Raw genomic sequence first — 24,087 nt, 5'->3', positions numbered from 1 at the left:
AAAACAATGAATAGTCCGGTTGAGACCCTTTTTAAAAAGTTGCTTGAATTTGATAAATCGAAAACAAAACCGGTATATATTCAAGTGTCCGAACAAATTGTAAATTTAATACAACGCGGCTATTTATTAAAGGGGTCGGTGTTACCAGGTACACGTGCTTTAAGTCAATTATTAAATATTCATAGAAATACAGCTGTCGCTATTTACGACGAGTTAGCCTCTCAAGGTTGGGTAGAAATTATACCTAACAAAGGTACTTTTGTACTTCTTCCTGAACAGAAAACCGCCAAAATTAAAGCGTCTGCTCATTCTTTTAATAAAGCCTATTCCTATTCTGAAACTACAGGTTTTCCTTTTCATAATGCTATGCATTTAGCGTCTACCTCACAAGTAACCAAATCGGAGTATGTTATAAACGACGGTAAACCCGATTTAAGATTACATCCTACATTTCAGTTTGCGCGATGGTATAGTGCGGCAATGAAGCGTAAACCATTAATAAAAAAATGGAATAGAACAAGAACAGGGTCTTATTCTGAGTTTGAAACCCAACTTAGTAATTACTTGAATGCCACTCGTGGTTTTCGTATAAAACCGAAGAACCTAATCAGTACGCGAAGTACAGAAATGAGTCTGTATATTGTTTCTCAGTTGCTTATTAAGCAAAACGATATTGTCTTGGTTGGTCGTTTAAGTAATTATGCTTCGAATATGATATTTCAACAAGCAGGAGCAATCATTAAAACAATTCCTGTAGATGAAGATGGGCTAGATGTAGACTATATTAAAACGCATTTTGTAAAAGGGAGCATAAGGTGCATTTATATTTGTGCACAACGCGATTATCCTACAACAATTACTTTAAGTGCACAACGTCGTTTAAAATTATTACAGTTAGCAAAGCAATATAAGTTTGCTATTATTGAAGACGATTTCGATTACGATTTTCAATTCGAAGGCTCTGCCATGTTGCCGTTGGCGAGTTCAGATGCAAATGGATTGGTCATTTACCTTGGAAAAATGGGGCAATCTTTGTTTCCTAGTTTTCAAACCGGATTTGTTGTAGCACCAGAAAATTTAATTTCAGAAACAAAAAATTATTTACAGTTGCTCGATCAGCAAGGCGATTTAATTCAAGAGCAAATGTTGTCTGAATTAATTTCTGAAGGGGAGATTAATCGTTTAATAAAAAAGAATATTCTAATTTATAAACGCAGACGTGATTGTTTAATTCATCATCTTTCAATGTCTTTTAAAAAAAGTATTCAATACGAAATTCCTTCAGGCGGATTAGCTATCTGGTTACAGTTTAAACCTGAGATTTCGTTAGCTAAATTTGCTGAAGTTTCCGAAAAGAACAATGTTTTTATCCCGAAAACGATGCTATATCAAGATAAAAATACCTGTGCTATTCGTTTTGGGTTTGGACACCTAGATGAAGCGGAAATTGCAGATGTTGTTCAAGCTTTAAAATTAAGTTACGATACCGTAATTTCTTAAGATGAATAATAACCGTTTTAGTTTTTAATATGTAATGCAAAAACCCCGATATGAACCAAAAATATCGGGGGTTACAAACAAACTAATTCAAATGAACTATTAATTATATTTAGAGAGTGCTTCTAAAGATTCTACCATAGCAACCTCAACATCTACATGATCTTGTTTTAAAACCGATAAATTGTTTTGTAGTTGCGCTTTGGCAGAATCAGAAAGCGTGGTATTCGTTAGTTTCTGAAGTATAATAGATGACGCTTCAGAGAGGTTTTTAGACAATGAATCTAAATCATTTAAAAGGGGTGTTTTTTCTAATTTAGAAAATGTCTCATGATTTTTAGACCACTGTTTTAAATACACTATAAGTTCTGCTTTAGTGTTTTCGGTAGGTGATGCCATATAGCTTTTTACTAAGCGGTTAAACTTAACGGCATCTTTAGCATCTACAGTACAAGCATCTGCAAATAATCGAAACGGAGAGAAGGTTTTGTATTCTGTTCCGCCTTGATTTCTTGAATAGATTTTAAGTGGTTCGCAAATATTCATTAGTGTTTCTAAAGAAGAAATATCTTGATTATTCGACAAGTTTCTTAAAAGAACAGCTTTGTTTTTAATATGCGTTATACCTAATTCTTCTAGGCGGTAGCTGATTACGTCTAAACGCTTTAACATATTATCTACATCGTTTACATCTTTTTGCGACCAAAGGCGTTCTGCTATGGCTGCTGTTCTTGGCCAAATTCTAGAATCTATAGTTTCCGATGTGGTAAGTTCGCTCCACATGGTTGCTTCTCCTCCTAGAATACGTGCTTGTTCTTCTGCTGTTAATTGGATATCGCCAATTGGTTCGTTTTGATAGTGCTTTATCACAGATTCCATACGGTCTATATAAAACCCGTTAGATAAAATGGTGTTGTAGCCTTGTTTAGCGGCCTCAATTAATGAACCTCCTTTTGGAAGGCCTTCGTTTTCCGATCTCCAAGAGTGAATCACAGCTGTTGTTGGCATGGTTGGCGTCATAATCTCATCCCAACCCACTAGGTTTTTGCCTAATTTATTTAAAACTTTCTCAAGCTTAATATTAAAATAGGTTTGTAAATCGTGATTGGTTTTTAGTTTATGCGCTTTTTTAAATTTCTGAATATTTTCATTAGCATCCCAGTGTTTTCCTTCGTTTTCATCGCCTCCAATATGGAAGTAAGTGTCAGGAAAGAGTGGTGCGATTTCAGTAAATAGATTTTCTAAAAAAACATAAGTGTTGTCGTTTGTAGGATCTAATGTCGGGTCGAACACACCTGAATAACGCTCTACACTATAAGTGGCTCCCGGTTTACTTCCCAATTCAGGAAAGGCTGTGAGTATAGCTGTGGCATGTCCAGGGACATCTATTTCTGGAATGACGCGTATTCCTAATTTTGAAGCATAAGCTACCACGTCTTTAATTTGGTTTTGGGTGTAAAACAACCCGTCTGAAGCCAAATCTGTTAATTGCGGATACACTTTAGATTCTATACGAATCCCTTGGTCGTCTATTAAATGCCAGTGAAATACATTCATTTTTACCGAAGCCATAGCCTCTAAATTGCGTTTAATCACATGTACGGGATGGAAATGTCTAGATACGTCTATCATTAAACCGCGCCATACAAAACGAGGAGCATCAGAAATTGAAGCGCCTTTAAAGTAGTATGTAGTAGCATCGTTGCTTGTAAGTTGTAACAAGGTTTCAATTCCTCTTAAAGCCCCGATATCTGTGTTTGCGGTAATAGTTGCACCAGAATTTGAAACGTTTAATTGATACGATTCGTCGTTGTCTATAGTCAGTTTTCCTTCGTTTTTATAGCTGATTTTAATCGTTGCATTGGGATTAGCTTTTGCTGAAGTTGGGAAACCTGAATTAATAAATACACCCGTTCTACCAGAAAGGCGTCTTAAAAAAGAGGTCGCCACAAAGTGTACACGGTCTTGTGCAGGACCGTCAATAGAAATAGTTAAGTTTTCAGTAATAGGAAGGATTTGCTTCGTATCCTGTATGTTTTTTGGCCAAGGCATCAAATCATATGTACTTGCTAATGCATCTTGAGCGTGACTCAAAGCACTGTTAAAGGTTATGATTATTAATAGTAATATGATTTTTTTCATTGTGTCTTATTTAAGGCTCAATTAATTTTAATGTACTTTTCTGTAATGGTTCTATTAATTCCTGCGGCTTCGATTTTTTCTATTCCAGTCTGAATTAACGTATCTCCTTTCATTTGAATTTTAAAAGAAAATGTTTGATTTTTAATGGCTTCCGAATTGGTGTAACTCAAAACCTCTTCATAGTCTCGTCCGTTTAAAACGTAAGAGCCAGCACCGCTGTAAAAATGTGCATTAGAATTTATATTCTGATTGAAAAAAGCAAAATGTGAGTCATTGATAATTTTAATGAACTCGGTATGTTGTAAATCTTTAATTTGAATAGTATCATTTTCAATAATTTCAGCATAAACCATTTTCCAAGTTCCTGAAATTGGTATGTTTTCAGGAGTGTTTTTACAAGACAAACAGATTAAAACTGAAATTATTAAAAGTGATTTTTTCATTCTATTTTAGAAATGATAACGTTTAAACGCTTCAATAGCAGCGTAATCTGCAAGCCCTAAATCGTTATATTTTTTGGCTGTTAAGCGATTTCTGTCTTCTGCACGAACCCAAAATTCTCTGGAGTCGTCGCCCTGAAACATGACACCATCTTTTTGAGATTGGTGATAGAAAATAGCATGACGTTTTTTAAGTACCTGATCCGGACTCATAGGCACAGCCATTTCTATTTCGTAAGATTCCCATTCGTGCCAAGCACCACGGTATAACCAAACCCAGCAATCGTTCATGAATGCTTTTGGTTTAAGCACATCTATAGCTTCAAAAAGCGCATCTAAACACACTTTATGAGTGCCGTGCGGATCTGCCAAATCTCCTGCTGCATAAATTTGATGAGGTTTAACAGCTTCAATTAAAGATGTAACAATGTCGATGTCGTCCGACGTTAAATTCCCTTTTTTAATGGTTCCAGTTTCGTAAAACGGTAGATTTAAAAAGTGAACATTTTCATCTTTTACACCCAAATAGCGTGTTGCGGCTAAAGATTCACTTTGTCTGATTAAGCCTTTTAATTGTCGCAATGCTTTCGAATCGATATCCTTGTCTGTCTTACTTTGCAGAAAGTCTATTATCGCTTTAGCTTCAGAATTATCTGGATTTAATTTGCAGATAATTTCAGCAAATTTTAAAGCCTCTTCATCTGAAACAGCAATGTTTCCAGAGGTTTGGTAAGCAATATGTACCTCGTGACCTTGTTCTACTAACCTATCGAAAGTTCCTCCCATAGAAATAACATCGTCGTCTGGGTGCGGACTAAAAATAATAACACGTTTTTTAGCAGGATTAGCACGCTCTGGTCTGTGAGAATCATCGGCGTTTGGTTTTCCTCCAGGCCATCCTGTAATTGTGTGTTGTAGTTTGTTAAACATTTTTATGTTTAAATCGTAAGCCGTACCTTCTTCGGTTAACAAGCCAGACATTCCGTTGTCGTTATAGTCTTTATCTGTTAATTTTAAAATAGGTTTACCTAATAGTTCACTAAGCCAAACCACAGCTTTAAGTTTTAAAATGTCTGTCCAACGGCAAGAAGCAACCAGCCAAGGTGTTTTTACGCGTGTTAATTCTGATGATGCTTCGCTATCTATAACAAAAGTAGTATTGTCGTGGTCTTGTAAATAGGTTGCAGGTACGCTTGAAGTTTCTTCGCCTTCAATAGTTTCTTTAAGGATTTTAGCTTTGTTTAAACCCCAACCTAATAATACAATACGTTTTGCGCTTTTTACGGTACCAATTCCCATGGTAATGGCTTTTCTTGGTACGTTATCTATACCTAAAAAAGCAGGCGCAGCATCCGCTCTTGTAACGTGGTCTAGCGTAATACTTCTGGTTCCAGAATTTAAATGTGAACCCGGTTCGTTAAAACCAATATGTCCAGTACGTCCAATTCCTAAAAGTTGAAAATCTAAGCCACCATACGATTTAATTTTTAACTCGTAATCGATGCAATATTGATATAAATCGTCTGCACTTACCATTCCGTTTGGAATGTTAATGTTTTCAGGAAGAATGTCTACATGATTAAACAGGTGCTCATGCATGAAGTAGAAATAACTTTGAATATTATCTTTCCCCATAGGGTAGTATTCATCTAAGTTAAAGGTGACTACATTAGAAAAACTTAAGCCCTCTTCCTTATGCATTCTAACTAGTTCTTCATACACTTTTATAGGAGAAGATCCTGTAGCCAGACCTAATACACAAGGCTGATTTAACTCCTCCTTTTCTTTGATTAATGCAGCTATTTCTTCAGCAACAATTATTGATGCTTCATTTGAAGAGTCGAAAATTACGTTATGAATTTTTTCAAAACGGGTTTCTTCAAATTTTCCAGCCTCCGTGTAGGCTATACTTTTTATATCAGTACTATCTACTCTCATTTTAATTTTTTTTTGATAAAGTAAACGGGACTCAACTCCCGTTTACTTTGTGAACTAATCAACACTTAATCAATTTATATAATTCGGTAATTCGGGATTAAAAATTAGATGCTCCAGTGTCCCACCATAATCTTGTTCCTCCAGTGTCTGGACCTTTTAACATTCCTACAGCAGCATCTACATTTGCTCCGTTTGTATTTTTCTCTACGTCTACAAAATTGATTCGACGAATTTGAATGTCTGAGTCTATTGTTCCTCCACTATTGTTAACAACTACAGGGAATAATCTAGGGTAACCCGTACGTCTAAATTCACTCCATGCTTCTTGTCCGTCAGGGAACATAGCAATCCATTTTTGAGTTATAATTTGTTCTAATTGCTCTTCTTTAGAACCTGCTTCGTTATATGCAATTTTAACATCTGAATTGTAAGCAATATTGTTATCTGGGTTTAAGGCGTCTACAAAATTTGCAGGTGTACTTGTTGTATCTGCTAAGTAAGCATCAACTCCAGAGGCTCCAAATTGTGCAAAAGAAGCACGAACACCAGCTTCGTAATTTGCTTTAGCATCTCCAGCACCAGCCCAACCTCTTAAGGCAGCTTCTGCTTTTAAGAAGGCTACTTCTGCAGCAGTCATCCAGATTTTATTAGAACCACTTACGGCAGAGCCAATAGGCGAGTGGCTTCCATATTCACTTTTTGCTTCAATTTCTATACCTTGACGAATCCCTTTGTACGCTCCTAGACTAGGGTCTAAAGCTGCGTTAAATAAAGTTGAAATTCTGTTGTCTTTAAATCCAGTTAAGATAGATTCCATTTCTGCACTCATGGCAATATCTCCCCAAACCTGGCTAATTGTTAATACGGGATGCACAAAGCCACCCATATCTACTAACATGTCTTGAGATTCTAATAATCCAGCGTTGCTAGATAATGCAAGCTCACCTTGAGTTTGTGCCAAAGTAGGATTTACTTTAGAAACACGAATTGCTAAACGTAAACGTAATGTGTTAGCAAAAGCTCTCCATTGCCCAATGTCTCCACCAAGAGATGATTGGTCGAAAGCAGTAAATTGTGCATCTTCTATAAATGGTTCAAGACCATCTATAGCTTCACTTAAATCTGCGAAAAATGCATTGTAAGCTTCTTCTTGAGAATCATATTGTCCTGTAGTATCGTAATCGTTAAATTTTGAGTAACGTATTGGTCCGAATACATCTGAAATACGATGCATGGCCATAACTTTAATGATGTTAGATAAGAAAATAAATTTAATCCCGTTTGGGTCTCCAGAAATCTCTACTTGTTGGGTGATTTCACGAGCGTAAGGCATAACACCATTTCCGTCGTTAGCATCGTAAGCATCGCTCCAAATAAAACCGTTCCAACCATTTACTAAACTATAGGTTTGGTTGTTTATGTTTCCTGCAAAAGGTGTAGGCGAAGTCATATATCCTGAAAAGATATCTGCATTCAAGTTTTGTTGTAATTGGTAGTTCCAGGCTGGCTCTACACGAATTACATTTGAAAACATTGGTGAAAATCGAGATCCTATATGGTTGTTTTGTTGTGTTAAACTTTCTTGAGAGATTCCGTTTGGATTTGTGTTTATATCTTCAAAATCTCCAGTACAGTTTGATAAACTCATGGCAACAACAGATGCCAATGTGTATTTTAATATATTTTTCATTTTTCTTAGAAATTTATGTTAACATTTAATCCGATACTTCTTGTAGAAGGTTGGTTATAAATATCTACTCCTTGTAATCCCATTCCTGTACTTGCTGCAATATTCGGGTCGAAAGGCGCATCTTTATAGATGAAGAAAAGGTTGTTTGCGATAAGAGAGAAGTTAATGTTATCTATCGTACTATCGTTTAAATTTAATTTGTACCCTACAGATAATTCACGTAAGCTAATGTTAGTGGCATCGTAAACATATTCTCCTAACATACCATCTCTACCACCAATTGCATTGTAATACGTTTGTGCATCGATTTGAGAAGCAGTACCACTTTCGTCTACAACGTTTATCATTCCGCCGTTGTTATTTCTAGCATCTGCAGAAGCTTGAGATACACCGTATTTATCGTTTACAGCTTCAGTAACACTTACAACATCACCTCCAAATTTACCATCGATAAGGAAATTGAAGTGGAAGTCTCCAAATTCAAAAGAGTTATTCCATCCTAATGTAAAGTCTGGTTGAGCATGTGCTACAGTTTCGAAATCTGTGCTTAATAGTGTTCCAGAAGAGTTAATTATTGGTGTGCCATTTTCGTCTCTAACTAAAGAACGCGCCTTAATACTTCCAAAGTCTTCTCCTTCAATTAAAGAATACTCGTAACCATTTACACCACGAGCAGTAATAATAGCTTCACCGTTTTGTAATGATGGGTGCACTGCAATCACTTCGTTATCGTTTTTAGCAAAGTTGATAGCTGTATTCCAGGTAAAGTTATCTGTAACTACAGGTTTTCCGTTTAATACAAGTTCGATACCTTTATTAGAAATTTCCCCAGCATTTACAATGTTTTGTGCATATCCGTTTGGATTTGGTTCAGCTTGGATGTAGAAAATTTGGTTGTAAGTATTCGTACTATAGTATGTGAAGTCTAAACCTAAACGGTTACCAAAGAAACGCCATTCTGTACCAATTTCGTAAGCTTTTTGTCTTTCTGGCTCTAATGTCTCACCTTCAATAGGAGCAAAAGGGGCAGTACCAATTCCTGTATTTGTGTTGTTTATTGAGTTTAAAGGAATAGTAGCGTATACCGGAATATCTTTTCCTACCTCTGCGTAAGATCCTCTTACTTTAGCGAAAGAGATAAAGTCTGGCATATCGAACATTTCTGTTAATACCGCTGTTAAACCAACAGAAGGATAAAAGAATGAATTTGAATCTGTATGTACTAAGGTAGAAGACCAGTCTGAACGTCCAGTAACATCTAAGAATAACATATCCTTATATCCTAAGTTTAATGATCCGAAAACCGATTGTACTTCTCTGTTTAAAACCGATTGTTTAATGTTATTTGTAGTTGCAAAGTTTGCAATTGTAAATACATTAGGATAGTTAAGACCTACACCATCACGACCAGAGTCTAATAAAATTTGATCTCCCAGTTGGTATTTTGTTAAACTTGTTCCTAAAAGACCAGAGAAAGAAAAGTTTTCTGACAAGTCTTTGTTATACGATGCTATTAAGTCGATGTATTGTTGTGTGTTTTCTGTTTTTTCTAAAACATAACGTCCATTATCTCCAGAGTTTACTGGGTCTGTTCCTGCATATTGTCTTTTGTCGAATGTAAAGAAAGACTTGTCGTAACTTCCTCTAGATTGTAAAGCGAAATTTTCGGTAACATTATATTTTACAGATACATTAGCCAATACGCGTTGTGCAATATCTTTACTTGGGCTACGGTTAATTAACCAGTATGGGTTTTGTTGTATGTTCTCATCGAAAGACGAAGCATATTGGTCCATTTGGTTTAAGTTTGTATTGAAATATTCGTACTTGTCTTTGTACATATCTCTACTAATTCCAACAGGATTAAGGTAAACCGCTGTTAACGGGTTAGAGTATAAACCATTTGTTGGACGATTCCATATACGTTGATCCGATAAGTTAATACTTGCAGACACTTCAATTTTATTGTCGAAGAATGCTGCAGTTTCTCTTAATGTAATATTGTTACGTGTTAATCTGTTTTCTGGAATAACACCTTCACCTACTGTATTTGCGTAAGAGAAATACGTTTGAGCTTTCGAGTTTCCTGCGGTTAACGATAAAGCGTTAATAGAGGTGAATCCTGTTTGGAAAAAATCTTTAGCATCATTACTTAATCCGCTAGCTTTATCTCCCCAAGATTTAGCATCTGCAACACGACCATTTTCTGCAATTGGCTGTCCAACAGATTTACTTTGATATTCAGATTGTAACTCTGGTAATGAAGTTACATTGTCTACCGTAAAACTTGAGTTGAAGTTTACTGCAAGAGCACCATCTTTACCTTTTTTAGTAGTAATTAAAATTACACCGTTAGCCCCTTGGCTACCGTATAAAGCCGAAGCTGAAGCACCTTTAAGGATAGTCATGCTTTCAATATCGTCTGGATTAATTAACGACATAGCATCACCACCATCACGGTTACCTGTTTGGCTACCAAAAATATCGGTACCAGGCTCGTTTCCGTTAGAACCGTTTCCGCTGTTTAACATCGGGATACCATCAATTACATATAACGGGTCATTGTTAGACGTAGAAGAGTTTCCTCTTAATACCACTTTAGATGCGCCTCCTAAACCAGAAGAACTTTTTGTAATAGTTAAACCTGCCGACTTTCCAGATAAACTGTTAATTGGGTTGGTTTGTTTTACCTGTGTTAATTCGTCTCCGCTAACTTCTTGAGCAGAATACGTTAAGGCTTTTTTCTCTTTCTTGATACCTAAAGCCGTTACTACAACTTCGTTTAATTGCTCGCTATCTTCATCTAATTGTACATCATAAGTACTTGAAGCAGCAACCGTAATTTGAGAGGTTGTCATTCCTAAATATGAGAATTTTAATACATCTCCTAGGCTGGCGTCTAATGTATAGTTCCCATCAAAATCTGTTAGTGTTCCATTCGATGTGCCTAAAACCACAACATTTACCCCTGCGATCGGCATGCCGTCTACTTTAGAGGTAACAGTTCCTTTAATTTCCTTGTCTTGCGCTTGCATTGCTTGTGCGCTACAGAACAATAAAGAAAATAAGAAGGTCATTCTTAAAAAGTGTTTCATAATTTGATTGTTTAGTCTCTGTTATTTGATTCAAGTTTATTTCTTTTTATGTTTATTTTAAAATTAAATATCTAAACGACACGATTTAACATATAAATAACATTAAGCCATGGACAAGCGTTTTGTATAAAATGCTAAAAGGTGAATATAGTTAGAGAATGATTATGGTATTGTTTAATTTTTTTAATATTTAGTCTTTTTGTTGAAGTATTATTATGAAATAACTAAAAACGTTGAATTATTTTAAATTGATGTTAGGTGTATTGTTCGCCTAATATGAGTACAGCATATTCAAGTTGAGGTTTATTATATTAATTGTAATTCTATTAATAAGCAGTTTGTGTAGTTGTTGATAATTAGATGTCTAGTGTTTTTTTGTGTGTTGCATTGCTCAATTGTAAGACTCTAATAATTAGAGGAAGCCTTTTTGTGATTCTAAAAAAAATATGTTTTCTAGTTTTAGTCTTTCTGTATTTAGGGTGAATTTGTTTTTATTACTTCTTAACTATAAACAAAACCTTTAGTGTTAAATCTCAGGTGTTTGATTCATGTTTACTTTCCTCAAATTTATTTTGAAATTAAATATCTAAACGACACGATTTAACATATAAATAACATTAAGTGGTAGATAAGCGTTTTTCGTGAAATAAAGAAAGGTGAATTTAATTGTGAATTAACTATTATATTATTAAAATTGCTTAATGATTACCCTTTTTCTTTAAAATATTATCATCGAATTCTAAAAAACGTTGCATTGTTTAAAATTGATGTCAAACAATCTATTTCAGTAAAATATCACATCCTATTTTGGTTGGGATACTTTATGTTTAATGTCATAAGGTGGGGAAGTTACTTTAATGATTATTGGTATTCGTTGAAATCCAATTTAATAGAGTTCCCTATACATATTATAGTAGTTTATATTAATGTATATATATTAATTCCGAAATTAGTGTTGCGTAAGCGCTATTGGAGTTATTTGTTCTGGCTGATATTTATGTTGGCCATGGTGTATTTGGTAAGAACGGGATTAAATTACGTTTTAGTAACCAAAAATATTTGGCCAGAGGCAGGGAGTTCTGGACAGTTTTTAGAACTAAACCATATAGTGGCCGTGGTTTTAGGCGAATTATATGTTATCGGGTTTGTGTCTGCTATAAAATTGCTTATCGATTGGAGTATAGAAAAGCAACGTAATGAAGCTTTAGCAAAGTTACAGTTAAGTACAGAGCTTAAATATTTACGAACACAGATTCAGCCACATTTCTTTTTTAACACCTTAAATAATTTATATGCGCTAACCTTATCTAAGTCTGATAATGCTCCGCAATTGGTGATAAAAATATCAGATATGATGCAATATGTGCTATATGAAGTTAATAGTTCTAAAGCCGATTTGTTTGAAGAAATAAATCATATTAATAACTTTATAGATATTGCCCGTTTGCGTTTTAACGATAGTATAGAATTTGAAACAGACATCACTGGAAATATTGAAGATGTTGAGGTGCCGCCATTACTGTTTTTAACGTTTATAGAAAATAGTTTTAAGCATGGATTAAAAAATAGTGACAAAGTAACGGTGGCAATGAGTTTTGAAGTCAAAGGAAAAGATTATTTAGAGTTTAATTTAGTGAATAGTTTCAATTCTAATTCCGATATTACAAACGAACAAGGTATAGGTATTGCAAACACCAAGCGGCGATTAAATTTATTGTTTGGTAGCAATTATGTATTAGAAACTACTATTAGGGATAATACATATAACCTGTTTTTAAAAATTCCCATTCGATGAAAATTAAATGCTTAATAATTGACGACGAATCTCTAGCAATTAAAGTTATAGAGGATCATTTAAAGAATTTCGATCACATAGAAATCGTGGCGACTTTTAATAATCCTTTAAAAGCATATCCTATTATTGAACAAGAAAAAATCGACGTCATTTTTTTAGATATTAATATGCCACAATTAAGTGGTTTTGCCTTTATTGAAAACCTAAGTTATAAACCTTTAATAGTTTTTACCACAGCCTATCGCGAATATGCAGTAAAAAGTTTCGAGTTAAATGTGTTAGATTATTTAGTGAAACCTATTCCGTTTAATCGCTTTCTAAAAACCATGAATAAGGTCTACCAGCAGGCTTATATAACAAATGCAACTTCAGAATTAAACTTACAACAAGAACCTCATATTTTTCTTAAGGTAAGTAAGAAGTTAATTAAGGTGAACTTAAATGATATTCTCTATATAGAAAGCCTTAAAGATTACATTAAAGTGATAACCTCTTTAGGAGATTATGTGGTTCATAAATCTTTAACCGCTATTTCCGAAGAGTTACCACAATCTAACTTTTTACGCGTACATCGGTCTTATACCATTTCTATAAATAAAATTAAATCGGTAGAAGGAAATACTATTGAAATTGCTAATCGTAGAATCCCAATTGGGAGGAATTACGTAAAAATTGCACGTGAGCGTATCTTTAAAAATGAAGATTCTTAAATTAAAACAACTACATATTAATTAAATAATTACTTACTAAAACATCATGTCTAAAACCGCAGAAACACACGCGGCACAGAAGAATACTTCTTTAGTGCCTATACTAATTATTGCCGGATTGTTCTTCATTTTCGGATTTGTTACTTGGATTAACGGTGCCTTAATCCCTTTCATGAAAACCATAAACGAGCTTACAGATGCGCAATCGTATTTAGTAGCTTCAGCATCTTATATTTCATTTGTTGTTATGGCTTTACCAGCCTCTTATATTATAGGAAAAGTAGGCTATAAAAAAGGAATGTCTTTAGGTTTAGCTGTTATGGGTGTTGGTGCCTTGGTTTTTATTCCTGCTGCCGAAGCTAGAACGTATACCTTGTTTTTAACCGGAATCTTTATTCAAGGTTTGGGAATGACATTGTTGCAAACTGCTTCTAATCCGTATATAACAATATTAGGGCCTATGGAAAGTGCTGCTAAACGTATTGCTATTATGGGAATTGCAAATAAAATAGCAGGTGCTTTAGGGTCTTTAATTTTTGGTGCAATTTTATTATCTGGTATCGATGAAATTAATGAAAGATTAACCAGAGTGTCTTTAGATGAAAAAACAACGTTGCTTAACGAAATGGCCGATAGCGTTGTAACGCCGTATATTATTATGGCTGTTGTGTTATTTATACTTGCGGCGTTAATTACAAAAGCGCCGTTACCACATGTTGAGGCCGAAGAGGTTGAAGAAGAAGCTACATCTGGATCAGTAATTGTAAAAAAGACAAGCATCTTTCAATTTCCACATTTATGGTTAGGTGTACTTGCTTTATTCGTGTATGTAGGTGCAGAAGTTATTGCCGGAGATACTATTATTTCTTACGGATTATCTCTTGGAATGCCTGGTGAAGAAGCCAAATCGTTCACGCTAATGACATTGTTAGCTATGGTAGCAACTTATGCGTTGGGTGTGTTTTTAATTCCTAAATATGTAAGTCAAGTGTTGGCTTTAAAAGTTAGTGCTATTCTAGGAATTATTTTCTCACTTTGTATTTTAAATACTACCGGATTTACTTCAGTATTATTCGTTGCAGCTTTAGGTATTGCGAATGCTCTAGTTTGGCCAGCAATTTGGCCTTTAGCGTTAACAGGTATGGGTAAATTTACTAAAACAGCTTCGGCCTTATTAGTTATGGCTATTTCTGGGGGAGCTATTATTCCGCCATTATATGGTTTATTAGTCGATGGTAAAAAAGAGGAATTAATGACTCAAGGTGTAGATCAAGCGACAGCTATGGCTAACTCTGCAACTTCAGGATATTGGATTTTAATTCCGTGTTATGTGTTTATTCTATTTTATGCCGTGTACGGACATAAAGTTGGATTAAAAAAAGCATAGGATAATGAAACAACGTATTGAATCTGTAGACCTACTTCGCGGCATTACCATTGCCGCGATGATTTTAGTAAACACACCCGGAGATTGGGGTAATGTGTATGCGCCACTTTTACATGCCGATTGGCATGGGTTAACACCTACAGATTTAATTTTTCCATTCTTTTTATTTATTGTCGGAATTTCAATCTATTACGCCTATAAGAATAAAACGGCTTCTGTAGACGTTTATAAAAAAGTAGCTGTTCGAAGTTTAAAACTCATTGGTTTGGGGTTGTTTTTAAAATTATTTACTCCAATACCGCCATTTTTCGAAGCTTTAGAAACAATTAGAATTCCAGGTGTACTGCAACGCATAGGAATAGTATTTTTTGTTACAGCTTGGTTATATCTTAATTGTAATTGGAAAACTTTAATCGGAATTTCAATCACTGTTTTGCTAGGATATTGGATGTTTTTAGGATTTGTACCGTTTCCAGATGGTACCTTACCAACTTTTGACAGAGCTCCGAATAATTGGTCTAATTATATCGATTTAAAAGTTTTAGGAAAGCATATGTGGAAACCCGATTATGATCCTGAAGGTATTTTAGGAACATTTCCAGCAATTGTAACCAGTATTTTAGGTGTGCTAGTAGGGAAGTTTTTAGATTCGGAGACGACCTATAAAGCTATAAAACTTGTAGCAATGGGCTTGGTTGGTGTGCTTTTAGGATATTTATGGGATTTAGTTTTTCCTATAAACAAAGCACTCTGGAGCAGTAGTTTTGTTCTTGTTACTGCGGGTATGGGGACCATGATATTAGGACTAATTTATTATATAGTCGATGTTAAAGGTTGGCATTTTGGTGCACTCTTTAAATATGCGGGTATGAACGCAATTACAGTCTATTTTCTATCTAGCTTAATTAGTAAAATATTTTATAAAATTCCTGTAGGTGTGGGTAAAAACATACATTCTTGGTTGTATCAGACCTTATTCGTTCACGATGCGTTAGCTGCAAACTTTTCTTCATTATTGTATGCTTTAACTGTTGTTTTATGTTATTTAGGCTTGGGGTATTATTTATATAGAAAGAATATTTTTATTAAGGTTTAACATTCTAATGTAAGACGCAGGCGAATAAAATATATGAAAAACATGTACCTTTATCGCATGTATGCTTTAGTCGATTGTAATAATTTTTATGCGTCTTGCGAGCGGGTTTTTAATCCGGATTTACGCGGAAAACCCATTGCTATTTTATCAAATAACGATGGTTGTGTTATTGCGCGTAGCGACGAGGCAAAAGCGTTGCAATTACCTATGGGTGCGCCCGCTTTTAAATATGAGTCTTTTTTTAAGGCAAATAAAGTTCAGGTATTTTCTTCTAATTATCCGTTATATGGAGATATGAGTACGCGTGTTATGCGTATACTAGAGCAATTTACTCCAGATGTTGAGGTATACAGTATAGATGAAGCTTTTTTAGAATTTAAAGGCTTTAAAGACTTCGATTTTAAGTCTTGTGGTCACGATATGCGTTCGCGCATTTTAAAATGGACAGGTATTCCTACTTGTGTAGGAATTGCTCCAACTAAAGCGCTCTCTAAAGTCGCTAATAAAATTGCACGTAAATTTCCAGAGCATACAAAAGGTGTCTTTTTAATTGATTCTGAAGCTTCTAGAATTAAAGCTTTAAAATGGTTTAAAATTGAAGATGTTTGGGGAATTGGCAGACGCTTAGCACGACGATTAAAACTAATAAATTGTCATACTGCTTTCGATTTTACTCAACTTTCCGATGCATTTATTAGAAAAGAATTTTCTATAGTAGAATGGCGTCTTAAACAAGATTTATTAGGATATCCTACATTGAGTTTAGAAGAACCGTCTCCTAAAAAATCTATTGCAACCACAAGAAGTTTCGAACGTACTTTTTCTGATATCGATAACATTATCGAACGTATTTCTACATTTGCTACTAGTTGTGCAGAGAAACTGCGGAAACAGAAAAGCAGTTGTCATATGATTATTGTAGAATTAAGTAGCGATCGACATAAAAAAAATGAAGTACGTGAATATGGTAGTAAAATGATTACCTTACCATATCCAACAGATTCGTCTTTGCTCATAAGCACGCAAGCTGTTGCTGCTGTAAAACAACTATTTAAACCAGGAGTAAAATATAAACGGGCTGGTGTTGTGGTTACAGGTTTAGTGCCTAACGATGCGTTTCAGTTAGATTTGTTTGCTTCAGAAAATCCGAAACATAAACCTTTAATGCATGTTATAGATGCTTTAAATACAAAGTATAAAGGCCATGCTATTAAATTAGGAAATCAAGATTTGCAACGCACATGGAAAATGAAACAAGAGCGCTTGTCTCCAAAATATACAACCAATATTAACGATATTATTATTGTAAAATGATGTTACATAAAACTCAAAATTTAACCTTTTTCACACCAGAGATTGTTCTAGACTCTGGAGCCGTTTTTGTGGATTCAGGAATTTCAGCTGGATTTCCATCACCAGCAGACGATTTTAAAGAAGAACGTTTATCCTTAGATGCTGAGTTGGTACGAAATAAGGAGGCTACTTTCTTTGCACGTGTTAGCGGACAATCTATGATAGGTGCAGGGCTAGATGATAACGATTTGTTGGTAATAGATAGAAGTTTATCTGCAACGCATAATAAAATTGCTGTATGTTTCTTAGATGGAGAATTTACGGTAAAACGATTAAAGGTTGATGGCGATGAAATTTGGCTGCTACCTGAAAATCCAAATTATAGCCCAATACAGGTTACAGATGCAAACGATTTTGTGATTTGGGGCATTGTGACCAATGTTATTAAAAGAGTGTGATTTATTACTATAGGAAATACGGATTTTAAATTGATTGGTGAATTAATCTTTAATCTTTTAGTAAATCAAAAAACGCCTCAAAAAATAAATTTTAGTAGGCGTTTTATATATAAGTAATAAAAGTATTAATCGGCTAAGATTATAATTTTATTGTCTTTAGCTTCTAAAGTTCCAGACTTAATATTAAGCGTTAATGTTTTATTGTCTGATACATGTGGAGTAACTTCTGGATGTAATGCGTTGTACTCTAAATGTGGCTGACTATGTACTTTAATTTTTATAGTTCCAGCTGTTAAAAGTGATACTATAGCCGCATGATGATTAAGCATTTCAAACTCTCCATCGGCACCAGGTACAGTAACGGCATCTACTTCCGAACTAAATAAAGTGGCCTCTGGCGATACAATTTCTAAATACATATTCTTTTTAGTTATTTGTTTTTAGTTATTCGTTACTGGTCAAATGTCTATTAACCATTAACTAATATCTAACAACCAATTATGCTTCCGCTAACATTCTATCTCCAGTTTCTATAGCTTCTTCAATAGAACCTTTAAGGTTAAATGCTGCTTCTGGTAAGTGATCTAAATCACCAGACATAATCATATTAAAACCTTTAATAGTTTCTTTAATATCTACTAAAACTCCTGGAATACCTGTAAATTGTTCTGCAACGTGGAATGGTTGAGATAAGAAACGTTGTACACGTCTTGCTCTACCAACGGCTAATTTATCTTCTTCAGATAATTCTTCCATACCTAGAATAGCAATAATATCTTGTAATTCTTTGTAACGTTGTAACAACTCCTTAACACGTTGTGCACATTCGTAATGTTCTTTTCCTAAAATATCTGCTGTTAAAATTCTTGAAGTAGAATCTAATGGATCTACCGCTGGGTAAATACCTAGCTCAGCAATTTTACGAGACAATACAGTTGTTGCATCTAAGTGAGCAAAGGTTGTAGCAGGAGCAGGGTCAGTTAAATCATCTGCAGGTACGTATACCGCTTGTACAGATGTAATAGAACCTGTTTTAGTTGATGTAATACGCTCTTGCATAGCACCCATCTCTGTAGCTAATGTTGGTTGGTAACCTACGGCAGAAGGCATACGACCTAATAATGCAGATACCTCTGAACCAGCTTGAGTAAAACGGAAAATGTTATCTACGAAGAAAAGAACGTCTTTTCCTTGACCATCTCCAGCACCATCACGGAAATATTCTGCGATAGATAAACCAGATAATGCAACACGTGCACGTGCTCCAGGTGGTTCGTTCATTTGTCCGAATACGAATGTTGCTTTAGATTCTTTCATGATGTTTTTATCTACTTTAGATAAATCCCATCCTCCATCTTCCATAGAGTGCATAAAGTCATCTCCGTATTTGATAATACCAGACTCTAACATCTCTCTTAAAAGGTCATTTCCTTCACGAGTTCTTTCTCCAACTCCAGCAAAAACTGAAAGTCCACCGTGACCTTTTGCAATATTGTTAATCAACTCCTGAATTAATACTGTTTTACCAACACCAGCACCACCGAATAAACCAATTTTACCTCCTTTTGCGTAAGGCTCAATTAAGTCGATTACTTTAATACCTGTGAATAAAACTTCTGTAGACGTTGATAAATCTTCGAATTTTGGTGCTTGTCTGTGGATTGGTAATCCAGCATCACCTGTTTTTGGCAAGTTTCCTAAACCATCAATAGCATCTCCAATTACATTGAAAAGTCTACCGTAAACATCATCTCCAATTGGCATTTGTATTGGTGAACCCGTAGCAACTACTTCTGTTCCTCTACTTAATCCATCAGAAGAGTCCATTGCGATTGTACGAACAGTGTCCTCACCAATGTGAGATTGTACTTCTAATACTAGAAGTGTACCATCAGGTCTTGTGATTTCTAATGAATCGTAAATTTTTGGAAGAGCTCCTTCTGAGTCGAATACAACATCGATAACTGGACCAACGATTTGTGCAACTTTACCTGTAATTTTTGACATTACTTAAATGTTTATAGATTTTTGCTTAAATTTCTTGAAAAATAACTATTTTTTCGCGCTGCAAATATAATAGTTTATATTTAAAAAGAAATATGTTTTTATCTTTTTTATGAATGAAAAACGCCTTCAAATAGAAGACGTTTGGTTTTTTAAGTGATATTTAAATTATTGAAGTAAAGGAGAATAGTTTGTTGGGTAATCTCCAAGGTTCGTAAAGTTTCCTGAAGCCTCAAAATTCGATTCGTAAGTAGCGTCAATTGCTTTCATAAATTCATTTGCAATTAAGGCATATCCTCTAGATGTAGGATGTACTCCATCTAATGAAAACGCACCACCCGTTACTAAATTCGAGTTCAATATAAATTCTCCATAACCATAACCTCCTGGATTTGCAACTTGTTGTAACACCCAATTTGCATCTACATGTGCTAAACCTGCTTGGTCTGCTATAGTTTTAATTGTACTGTTAAATTGATCTGTAGCTGTTTTTATTTCAGTCTGTTCAGAAGGAATTAAAACCCATTTATCTTCTAACGGAAGAGTTATACCTTCAGCCGAAAATTGATTCGCTATATTTTCTGATAATCCTTGAGCTATTAATGCATCTGCCATAGTTTGATTTATAGTTCCAATAACGGCACTACTAGGCAATACAAATAAATCGTCTTCGGTTGCTTGTCTTGCTTGTCCATAAAAGGAGCCTAGTAAAGGTGCTACAATAGGAGCGGCAGCTGCTGGTAAACCCATAGATTCTAAAAATGCAGGAAATGTTGGACTTGCTAATAAGGCTCCTGAAATTTCAGCAGACATATCGCTTAAACTTTCATCTTTAATTACAACAGCATTTGCACTAGTTTCTGTAAATACAATATTACGTTGCGATTGTCCGTACGCATCGAATATTTGGTTTAAAGCACCATACACAGTGTTAAGTGTTGGAATTAATGGTCCGAATGAAGGGTTTGTAGGGTCTAAAGGATTGTATGGTACGGTTGTAAAATGTGCAATGCTTGTTACATACGGTATGTTGGCTACAACGCCTTTTGCTCCTGCAGATGTTAATGAGTTAACTAAAGTAGAGTATACATAATCGAAGGTTGGGCCATCTGTAATAGGGTTTGATCCATCTCCGCCACTAGTAGCATAGCCTAAAATATCGTTATTACCAATCCAAAGTGAAAAGAAGGTCGGGTTTTGTGCCATGGTTAGTTCTAACATAGATACATCCGGTGTGCTACCTGTCATTCTAATAAAATAAGGATTTGCTAGTCCTGCAGAAAGGTTTGCAATATTTCCGTAACCATTAGCTAGGAGGTGAAAACTTTTAGCGCCAGGAACGCCCATGTTGTTAAAAGGACCTGTAGGGTTGTTCAATACAATATCTGTAGTTACTGTAACTGGACCAATAACAGATTCTAATGATAGCGGAGAACCTCCAGTGGTTACTAATCTTGGATTAAACCCAGGAAGGCGTGTTCCTGCAGCGGCTAATCCACCATAATTATCGTTAGTTAAAGGTTGTGTAAATGTCCCACCACCTGCTAACTCAAATCTTTCTGAGAGCATTTTGGGGAATGAATTTTCCTGTGCAGCAATAAATAAAGAGTTATCGGTATATCCAGAAGTTAAGGAGTTTCCTATAGATACATAATTTGAAAAATCGGCAGTTCCTGCAGTTAACTCAGGATATATAACAGTATTATCATCTATAGCGTTGTCATCGTCGTTATTACAAGCAGCAAATGTAAGGGAAAGGGCTGCTAACCAAATATATTTTACTTTCATGTGTTAAGTGTTATAGGTTGTTAATTGTCCAAGAAACATAATACATAGAGCCGATGTAACCTGTACCAATGGCAGTATAATATTCATCGCCTAATAGATTTGTTGCTCCTAATTTAAATGAAGATTTTAAAGATGGAACTCTGTAGTTTACTTGCGCATCTATAGTATGATATGCAGGAATGTCTCCGTCTCCAAAGGTAGATTGCCATAAATAGGCATCACTCCAGCGCCAAGAAACATTAAAACCGAAATTTGTAAATAGATTAACGTTTCCGAAACTTGCTTTTACTTTGTGTTCTGGTGTATTAAAATTGGTTCTGAAATCTGGGTATGCCGCTTGATCGAATTCTTGTTTTGTAAAGGTGTAATTGGCAGATAAATCATAAGAATTAAAAACTTTAGTAGACAGTTGAACAGAAGCACCATAAGATTCGACATCGGCCGCCGAGTTTGTATAGGTTTGATACGCCTCATAATCGCCGTTTTGAATTGCTGCTAGCGATAAACCATTGTCTCCAGCAGTTCCGTAAAAAGGAACAAGCACTGTTTCGTTCGAAATAAAATCTTTGTATTTGTTGTAATAGGTGCTAAAATCGATAATAATACCATCTATTTTTCCGCGATATCCAATTTCGAAAGATAAAACTTGTTCTGGTTTTACAATATCGGTATTTGTGGCAACAGGAGCGCCATTTTGAACAGAATTTAAGCTGAAAGCATTTTCGTAAGCAGCTCTCCCTACTACATTAACTGTTGCAGGTTGTCCTAAAGCTTGTCCGCTTGCACTTACATCGTAAGTTCTTATATCTCTATCTAAATTACTTTCTGCAGAACCGACTAATATTGCTCGACCTGAATCTAAGCCAATAAATAAATCTTGTGTTGTTGGGTTTCTAAATCCGGATTGTACAGAGCCTCTTATGTTGTGGTTGTCTGTTTCTCCCATGGTGTATCCTAAAGAAAGTCTTGGAGAGAAGAAACCATCAAATAATTCAGACTTATCGTAACGTAAAGACGCTGTTAGTTTTAAAGCTTCATTAGCTAAGAATTTTTTCTGAAGTTGGGTGTATAATCCTATTTCGTTATATTTAATAGAGCCATCGCTATCGGTATAAATGGTCCCAGACGAATTTAAATCGTATTGTCTAAAAGAACCACCCACTTGAATTTCTGCCCAATCTGTTAAATGGCTAAAATTATAGTTCGCATCTGAATGGTAATATTTAGAGGCGTCCTTAAACTGAGAGCCTCTAGTTAAATCTGGTTCACTAGTCACTTTATCGAAAGCGGCTTTAAATTCGCTTGTTCCAGGAATTAAACGACCTTGATCTGCTGCGGCTCTTGCATCGGCATGTGCTTGTGTATCTGTTGCTCCGCCTAATGTCGCAGCTGCATAGGTTTGAATGTATTCGCCAAACCATTGTTGGTCGCTTTTCCACGTTCTGTTAATGTTAATTCCGGTAAAAACCATATCGTAAGAGTCTCCGGCATTATCTGCAACGATATATCCTCTAACAAAAAAATTATCGTTTTTCACTTCTAATTTATGTTGTTGTTGAAAGAAATTTGCAATGTTGTATCGGTTTGTTCCTTGGTAAATGGTGTTTCCCGTTCCTGCTTTTCCAACATAAGATATCTCGAAATCATCTTTCCATGGTCTAAAATATAATCCCCAATCGGCCTTTAAGCTTTCGGCATTGTAATCGGTTAAATCTGTTTCATAATATCCTGTTCGACTTACATTCATGTTTGGAATGATTCCTAGTCCTCCAGATGCGGCTTTTATATTTGTAGCAACTTCGTCTCCGTACACGTTGTAACCATCGTAATCTGCAGATGCTCTAGTTGCACCTGTTCCTGGTTTACCTGTATAATTATTTGCAGCCCAATCTGTACCTTTTAGCCAGCCAAAATTAACCTTGGCTGCAAAAACATCGCTGAATTTATGAGCAATTCTAACTCCAACATCGGTATACGAATTTGTTCCAGCGGCTTCTTGAGAAGTTACACCTTGTTTTACGTAACCACTAATTCCTGAGTAATCGAACGGATTTTTACTTCGCATAAATAAAATACCATTAAATGCATTGGCACCATATAATGCAGAAGAAGCTCCAGGAAGTAATTCTACGCTTAACACATCTGTTTCTGTCATTCCAACTAAATTCCCTAATGGGAAGTTTAATGCGGGTGTAGAATTGTCCATGCCGTCTACTAATTGCATAAATCGTGTATTAGAAAAAGATGCAAAACCTCGTGTATTAATAGATTTAAAAGTTAAACTGTTAGTATTTATATCTACACCTTTTAAATTTTCTAATCCATCGTAAAAATCGGCAGATGCTGTATTTTTAATTTCTGTCTGTCCAAAACGTTCAATAGTTACAGGTGATTCGAATATACGTTCTGGTGTACGTGATGCAGAAATAACAACTTCATCTAAAACGGTACCTTCTTTAAGGATAAAATTTAAAGTTTGATTGGAGGAAGTGACTTCAAGTACCATAGGGTCGAATCCTACACTGCTTGCATTAACTTTAAAAGGTGGGGTTCTATCTGTAGTAATGTTAAAATTACCGTCGAAATTTGTAACGGTTCCGGTTGTAGTACCTTCAATTATTATACTAGCACCAGGGAGCGGTTGACTGTTGTCATCTAATACGGTTCCGGAAAATGTTGTTTGTGAGTAGGTTAAGCTACAAACAAGTACGGCCAGAAGAGAAAGGATGTTTTTCATATACGAGTTTAGTTAAA

The 24,087-nt window shown here is 35.2% G+C and carries 16 protein-coding genes; 7 read left to right on the top strand and 9 right to left on the bottom strand.

Translation table 11 applies throughout. The features are described from left to right. The first annotated feature begins 6 nt into the window (after window positions 1-6). Window positions 7-1,500 (top strand): aminotransferase-like domain-containing protein, encoded by a 1,494-nt coding sequence (locus tag BN863_RS16715; protein WP_038532537.1) that lies wholly within the window; start codon window positions 7-9, stop codon window positions 1,498-1,500. 99 nt (window positions 1,501-1,599) lie between these two features. Here BN863_RS16715 and BN863_RS16710 read toward each other — a convergent pair whose 3' ends face one another. The 5 genes from BN863_RS16710 to BN863_RS16690 form a co-directional block, all read right to left on the bottom strand. Then, window positions 1,600-3,639 (bottom strand): beta-N-acetylhexosaminidase, encoded by a 2,040-nt coding sequence (locus BN863_RS16710; protein ID WP_038532534.1) that lies wholly within the window; start codon window positions 3,637-3,639, stop codon window positions 1,600-1,602. A gap of 17 nt (window positions 3,640-3,656) precedes the next feature. After that, window positions 3,657-4,082: a hypothetical protein gene (locus BN863_RS16705; RefSeq protein WP_038532532.1), complete on the bottom strand. Its 426-nt coding sequence runs from the start codon at window positions 4,080-4,082 to the stop codon at window positions 3,657-3,659. A 6-nt stretch (window positions 4,083-4,088) separates the two neighbouring features. Continuing rightward, window positions 4,089-6,017, bottom strand: coding sequence for a glucosamine-6-phosphate deaminase (gene nagB, locus BN863_RS16700; protein ID WP_038532530.1), 1,929 nt, complete (start codon window positions 6,015-6,017; stop codon window positions 4,089-4,091). A 97-nt stretch (window positions 6,018-6,114) separates the two neighbouring features. Further along, complete coding sequence (locus BN863_RS16695; RefSeq protein WP_038532528.1) at window positions 6,115-7,707, bottom strand: RagB/SusD family nutrient uptake outer membrane protein; 1,593 nt, start codon at window positions 7,705-7,707, stop codon at window positions 6,115-6,117. A 5-nt stretch (window positions 7,708-7,712) separates the two neighbouring features. Then, entirely contained in the window at window positions 7,713-10,802 is a 3,090-nt protein-coding gene (locus BN863_RS16690) for a SusC/RagA family TonB-linked outer membrane protein (protein WP_038532526.1), read from the bottom strand. Window positions 10,803-11,556: 754 nt separating this feature from the next. On the opposite strand from BN863_RS16690, the gene BN863_RS16685 reads away from it, so the two are divergent. Genes BN863_RS16685 through BN863_RS16660 form a run of 6 tightly spaced genes read left to right on the top strand, consistent with a single transcriptional unit; the run spans window position 11,557 to window position 17,541 of the window. Beyond that, window positions 11,557-12,597 (top strand): sensor histidine kinase, encoded by a 1,041-nt coding sequence (locus tag BN863_RS16685; protein WP_242404047.1) that lies wholly within the window; start codon window positions 11,557-11,559, stop codon window positions 12,595-12,597. Beyond that, window positions 12,594-13,307: a LytR/AlgR family response regulator transcription factor gene (locus tag BN863_RS16680; protein WP_038532523.1), complete on the top strand. Its 714-nt coding sequence runs from the start codon at window positions 12,594-12,596 to the stop codon at window positions 13,305-13,307. Before BN863_RS16685 ends, BN863_RS16680 begins: the two co-directional genes overlap by 4 nt. A 46-nt stretch (window positions 13,308-13,353) precedes the next feature. Beyond that, window positions 13,354-14,694: a sugar MFS transporter gene (locus BN863_RS16675; RefSeq protein WP_051774905.1), complete on the top strand. Its 1,341-nt coding sequence runs from the start codon at window positions 13,354-13,356 to the stop codon at window positions 14,692-14,694. Window positions 14,695-14,698: 4 nt separating this feature from the next. Continuing rightward, window positions 14,699-15,790, top strand: a complete 1,092-nt coding sequence (locus tag BN863_RS16670) for an acyltransferase family protein (RefSeq protein ID WP_038532521.1) — start codon at window positions 14,699-14,701, stop codon at window positions 15,788-15,790. Between the two features lie 57 nt (window positions 15,791-15,847). Further along, on the top strand, window positions 15,848-17,104 hold the full coding sequence (locus BN863_RS16665; protein WP_038532519.1) for a Y-family DNA polymerase: 1,257 nt from the start codon (window positions 15,848-15,850) through the stop codon (window positions 17,102-17,104). Further along, the gene (locus BN863_RS16660) at window positions 17,101-17,541 is read left to right on the top strand and encodes a LexA family protein (RefSeq protein WP_038532518.1); all 441 of its coding nucleotides are present in this window, start codon (window positions 17,101-17,103) and stop codon (window positions 17,539-17,541) included. Before BN863_RS16665 ends, BN863_RS16660 begins: the two co-directional genes overlap by 4 nt. A 125-nt stretch (window positions 17,542-17,666) precedes the next feature. Here the strand turns inward: BN863_RS16660 and BN863_RS16655 are convergent, their stop codons facing one another. The 4 genes from BN863_RS16655 to BN863_RS16640 all read right to left on the bottom strand — a co-directional run bounded on the left by BN863_RS16655 (window position 17,667) and on the right by BN863_RS16640 (window position 24,070). Beyond that, window positions 17,667-17,960, bottom strand: a complete 294-nt coding sequence (locus tag BN863_RS16655) for a FoF1 ATP synthase subunit delta/epsilon (protein ID WP_038532516.1) — start codon at window positions 17,958-17,960, stop codon at window positions 17,667-17,669. A 79-nt stretch (window positions 17,961-18,039) separates the two neighbouring features. Further along, window positions 18,040-19,548: a F0F1 ATP synthase subunit beta gene (gene atpD / locus BN863_RS16650; RefSeq protein ID WP_038532514.1), complete on the bottom strand. Its 1,509-nt coding sequence runs from the start codon at window positions 19,546-19,548 to the stop codon at window positions 18,040-18,042. Between the two features lie 165 nt (window positions 19,549-19,713). Further along, window positions 19,714-21,333: an SGNH/GDSL hydrolase family protein gene (locus BN863_RS16645; RefSeq protein ID WP_038532511.1), complete on the bottom strand. Its 1,620-nt coding sequence runs from the start codon at window positions 21,331-21,333 to the stop codon at window positions 19,714-19,716. Window positions 21,334-21,343: 10 nt separating this feature from the next. Beyond that, a complete protein-coding gene (locus tag BN863_RS16640) occupies window positions 21,344-24,070 on the bottom strand; it encodes a TonB-dependent receptor (protein ID WP_038532509.1) in 2,727 nt (908 codons plus the stop codon). Between the last annotated feature and the right edge of the window lie 17 nt (window positions 24,071-24,087).

Source organism: Formosa agariphila KMM 3901 (assembly GCF_000723205.1).
Taxonomy (GTDB): domain Bacteria; phylum Bacteroidota; class Bacteroidia; order Flavobacteriales; family Flavobacteriaceae; genus Formosa; species Formosa agariphila.
The sequence above is the reverse complement of the archived record's forward strand: the minus strand, read 5'-3'. Positions and strand labels throughout refer to the sequence as shown.

What these genes read in the sequence shown, in the direction of transcription:
- BN863_RS16715 (WP_038532537.1), top strand. Translation starts at nt 7, where the DNA reads ATGAATAGTCCGGTTGAGACCCTTTTTAAAAAGTTGCTTGAATTTGAT.
- BN863_RS16710 (WP_038532534.1), bottom strand. Translation starts at nt 3,639, where the DNA reads ATGAAAAAAATCATATTACTATTAATAATCATAACCTTTAACAGTGCT.
- BN863_RS16705 (WP_038532532.1), bottom strand. Translation starts at nt 4,082, where the DNA reads ATGAAAAAATCACTTTTAATAATTTCAGTTTTAATCTGTTTGTCTTGT.
- nagB (WP_038532530.1), bottom strand. Translation starts at nt 6,017, where the DNA reads ATGAGAGTAGATAGTACTGATATAAAAAGTATAGCCTACACGGAGGCT.
- BN863_RS16695 (WP_038532528.1), bottom strand. Translation starts at nt 7,707, where the DNA reads ATGAAAAATATATTAAAATACACATTGGCATCTGTTGTTGCCATGAGT.
- BN863_RS16690 (WP_038532526.1), bottom strand. Translation starts at nt 10,802, where the DNA reads ATGAAACACTTTTTAAGAATGACCTTCTTATTTTCTTTATTGTTCTGT.
- BN863_RS16680 (WP_038532523.1), top strand. Translation starts at nt 12,594, where the DNA reads ATGAAAATTAAATGCTTAATAATTGACGACGAATCTCTAGCAATTAAA.
- BN863_RS16675 (WP_051774905.1), top strand. Translation starts at nt 13,354, where the DNA reads ATGTCTAAAACCGCAGAAACACACGCGGCACAGAAGAATACTTCTTTA.
- BN863_RS16670 (WP_038532521.1), top strand. Translation starts at nt 14,699, where the DNA reads ATGAAACAACGTATTGAATCTGTAGACCTACTTCGCGGCATTACCATT.
- BN863_RS16665 (WP_038532519.1), top strand. Translation starts at nt 15,848, where the DNA reads ATGTATGCTTTAGTCGATTGTAATAATTTTTATGCGTCTTGCGAGCGG.
- BN863_RS16660 (WP_038532518.1), top strand. Translation starts at nt 17,101, where the DNA reads ATGATGTTACATAAAACTCAAAATTTAACCTTTTTCACACCAGAGATT.
- BN863_RS16655 (WP_038532516.1), bottom strand. Translation starts at nt 17,960, where the DNA reads ATGTATTTAGAAATTGTATCGCCAGAGGCCACTTTATTTAGTTCGGAA.
- atpD (WP_038532514.1), bottom strand. Translation starts at nt 19,548, where the DNA reads ATGTCAAAAATTACAGGTAAAGTTGCACAAATCGTTGGTCCAGTTATC.
- BN863_RS16645 (WP_038532511.1), bottom strand. Translation starts at nt 21,333, where the DNA reads ATGAAAGTAAAATATATTTGGTTAGCAGCCCTTTCCCTTACATTTGCT.
- BN863_RS16640 (WP_038532509.1), bottom strand. Translation starts at nt 24,070, where the DNA reads ATGAAAAACATCCTTTCTCTTCTGGCCGTACTTGTTTGTAGCTTAACC.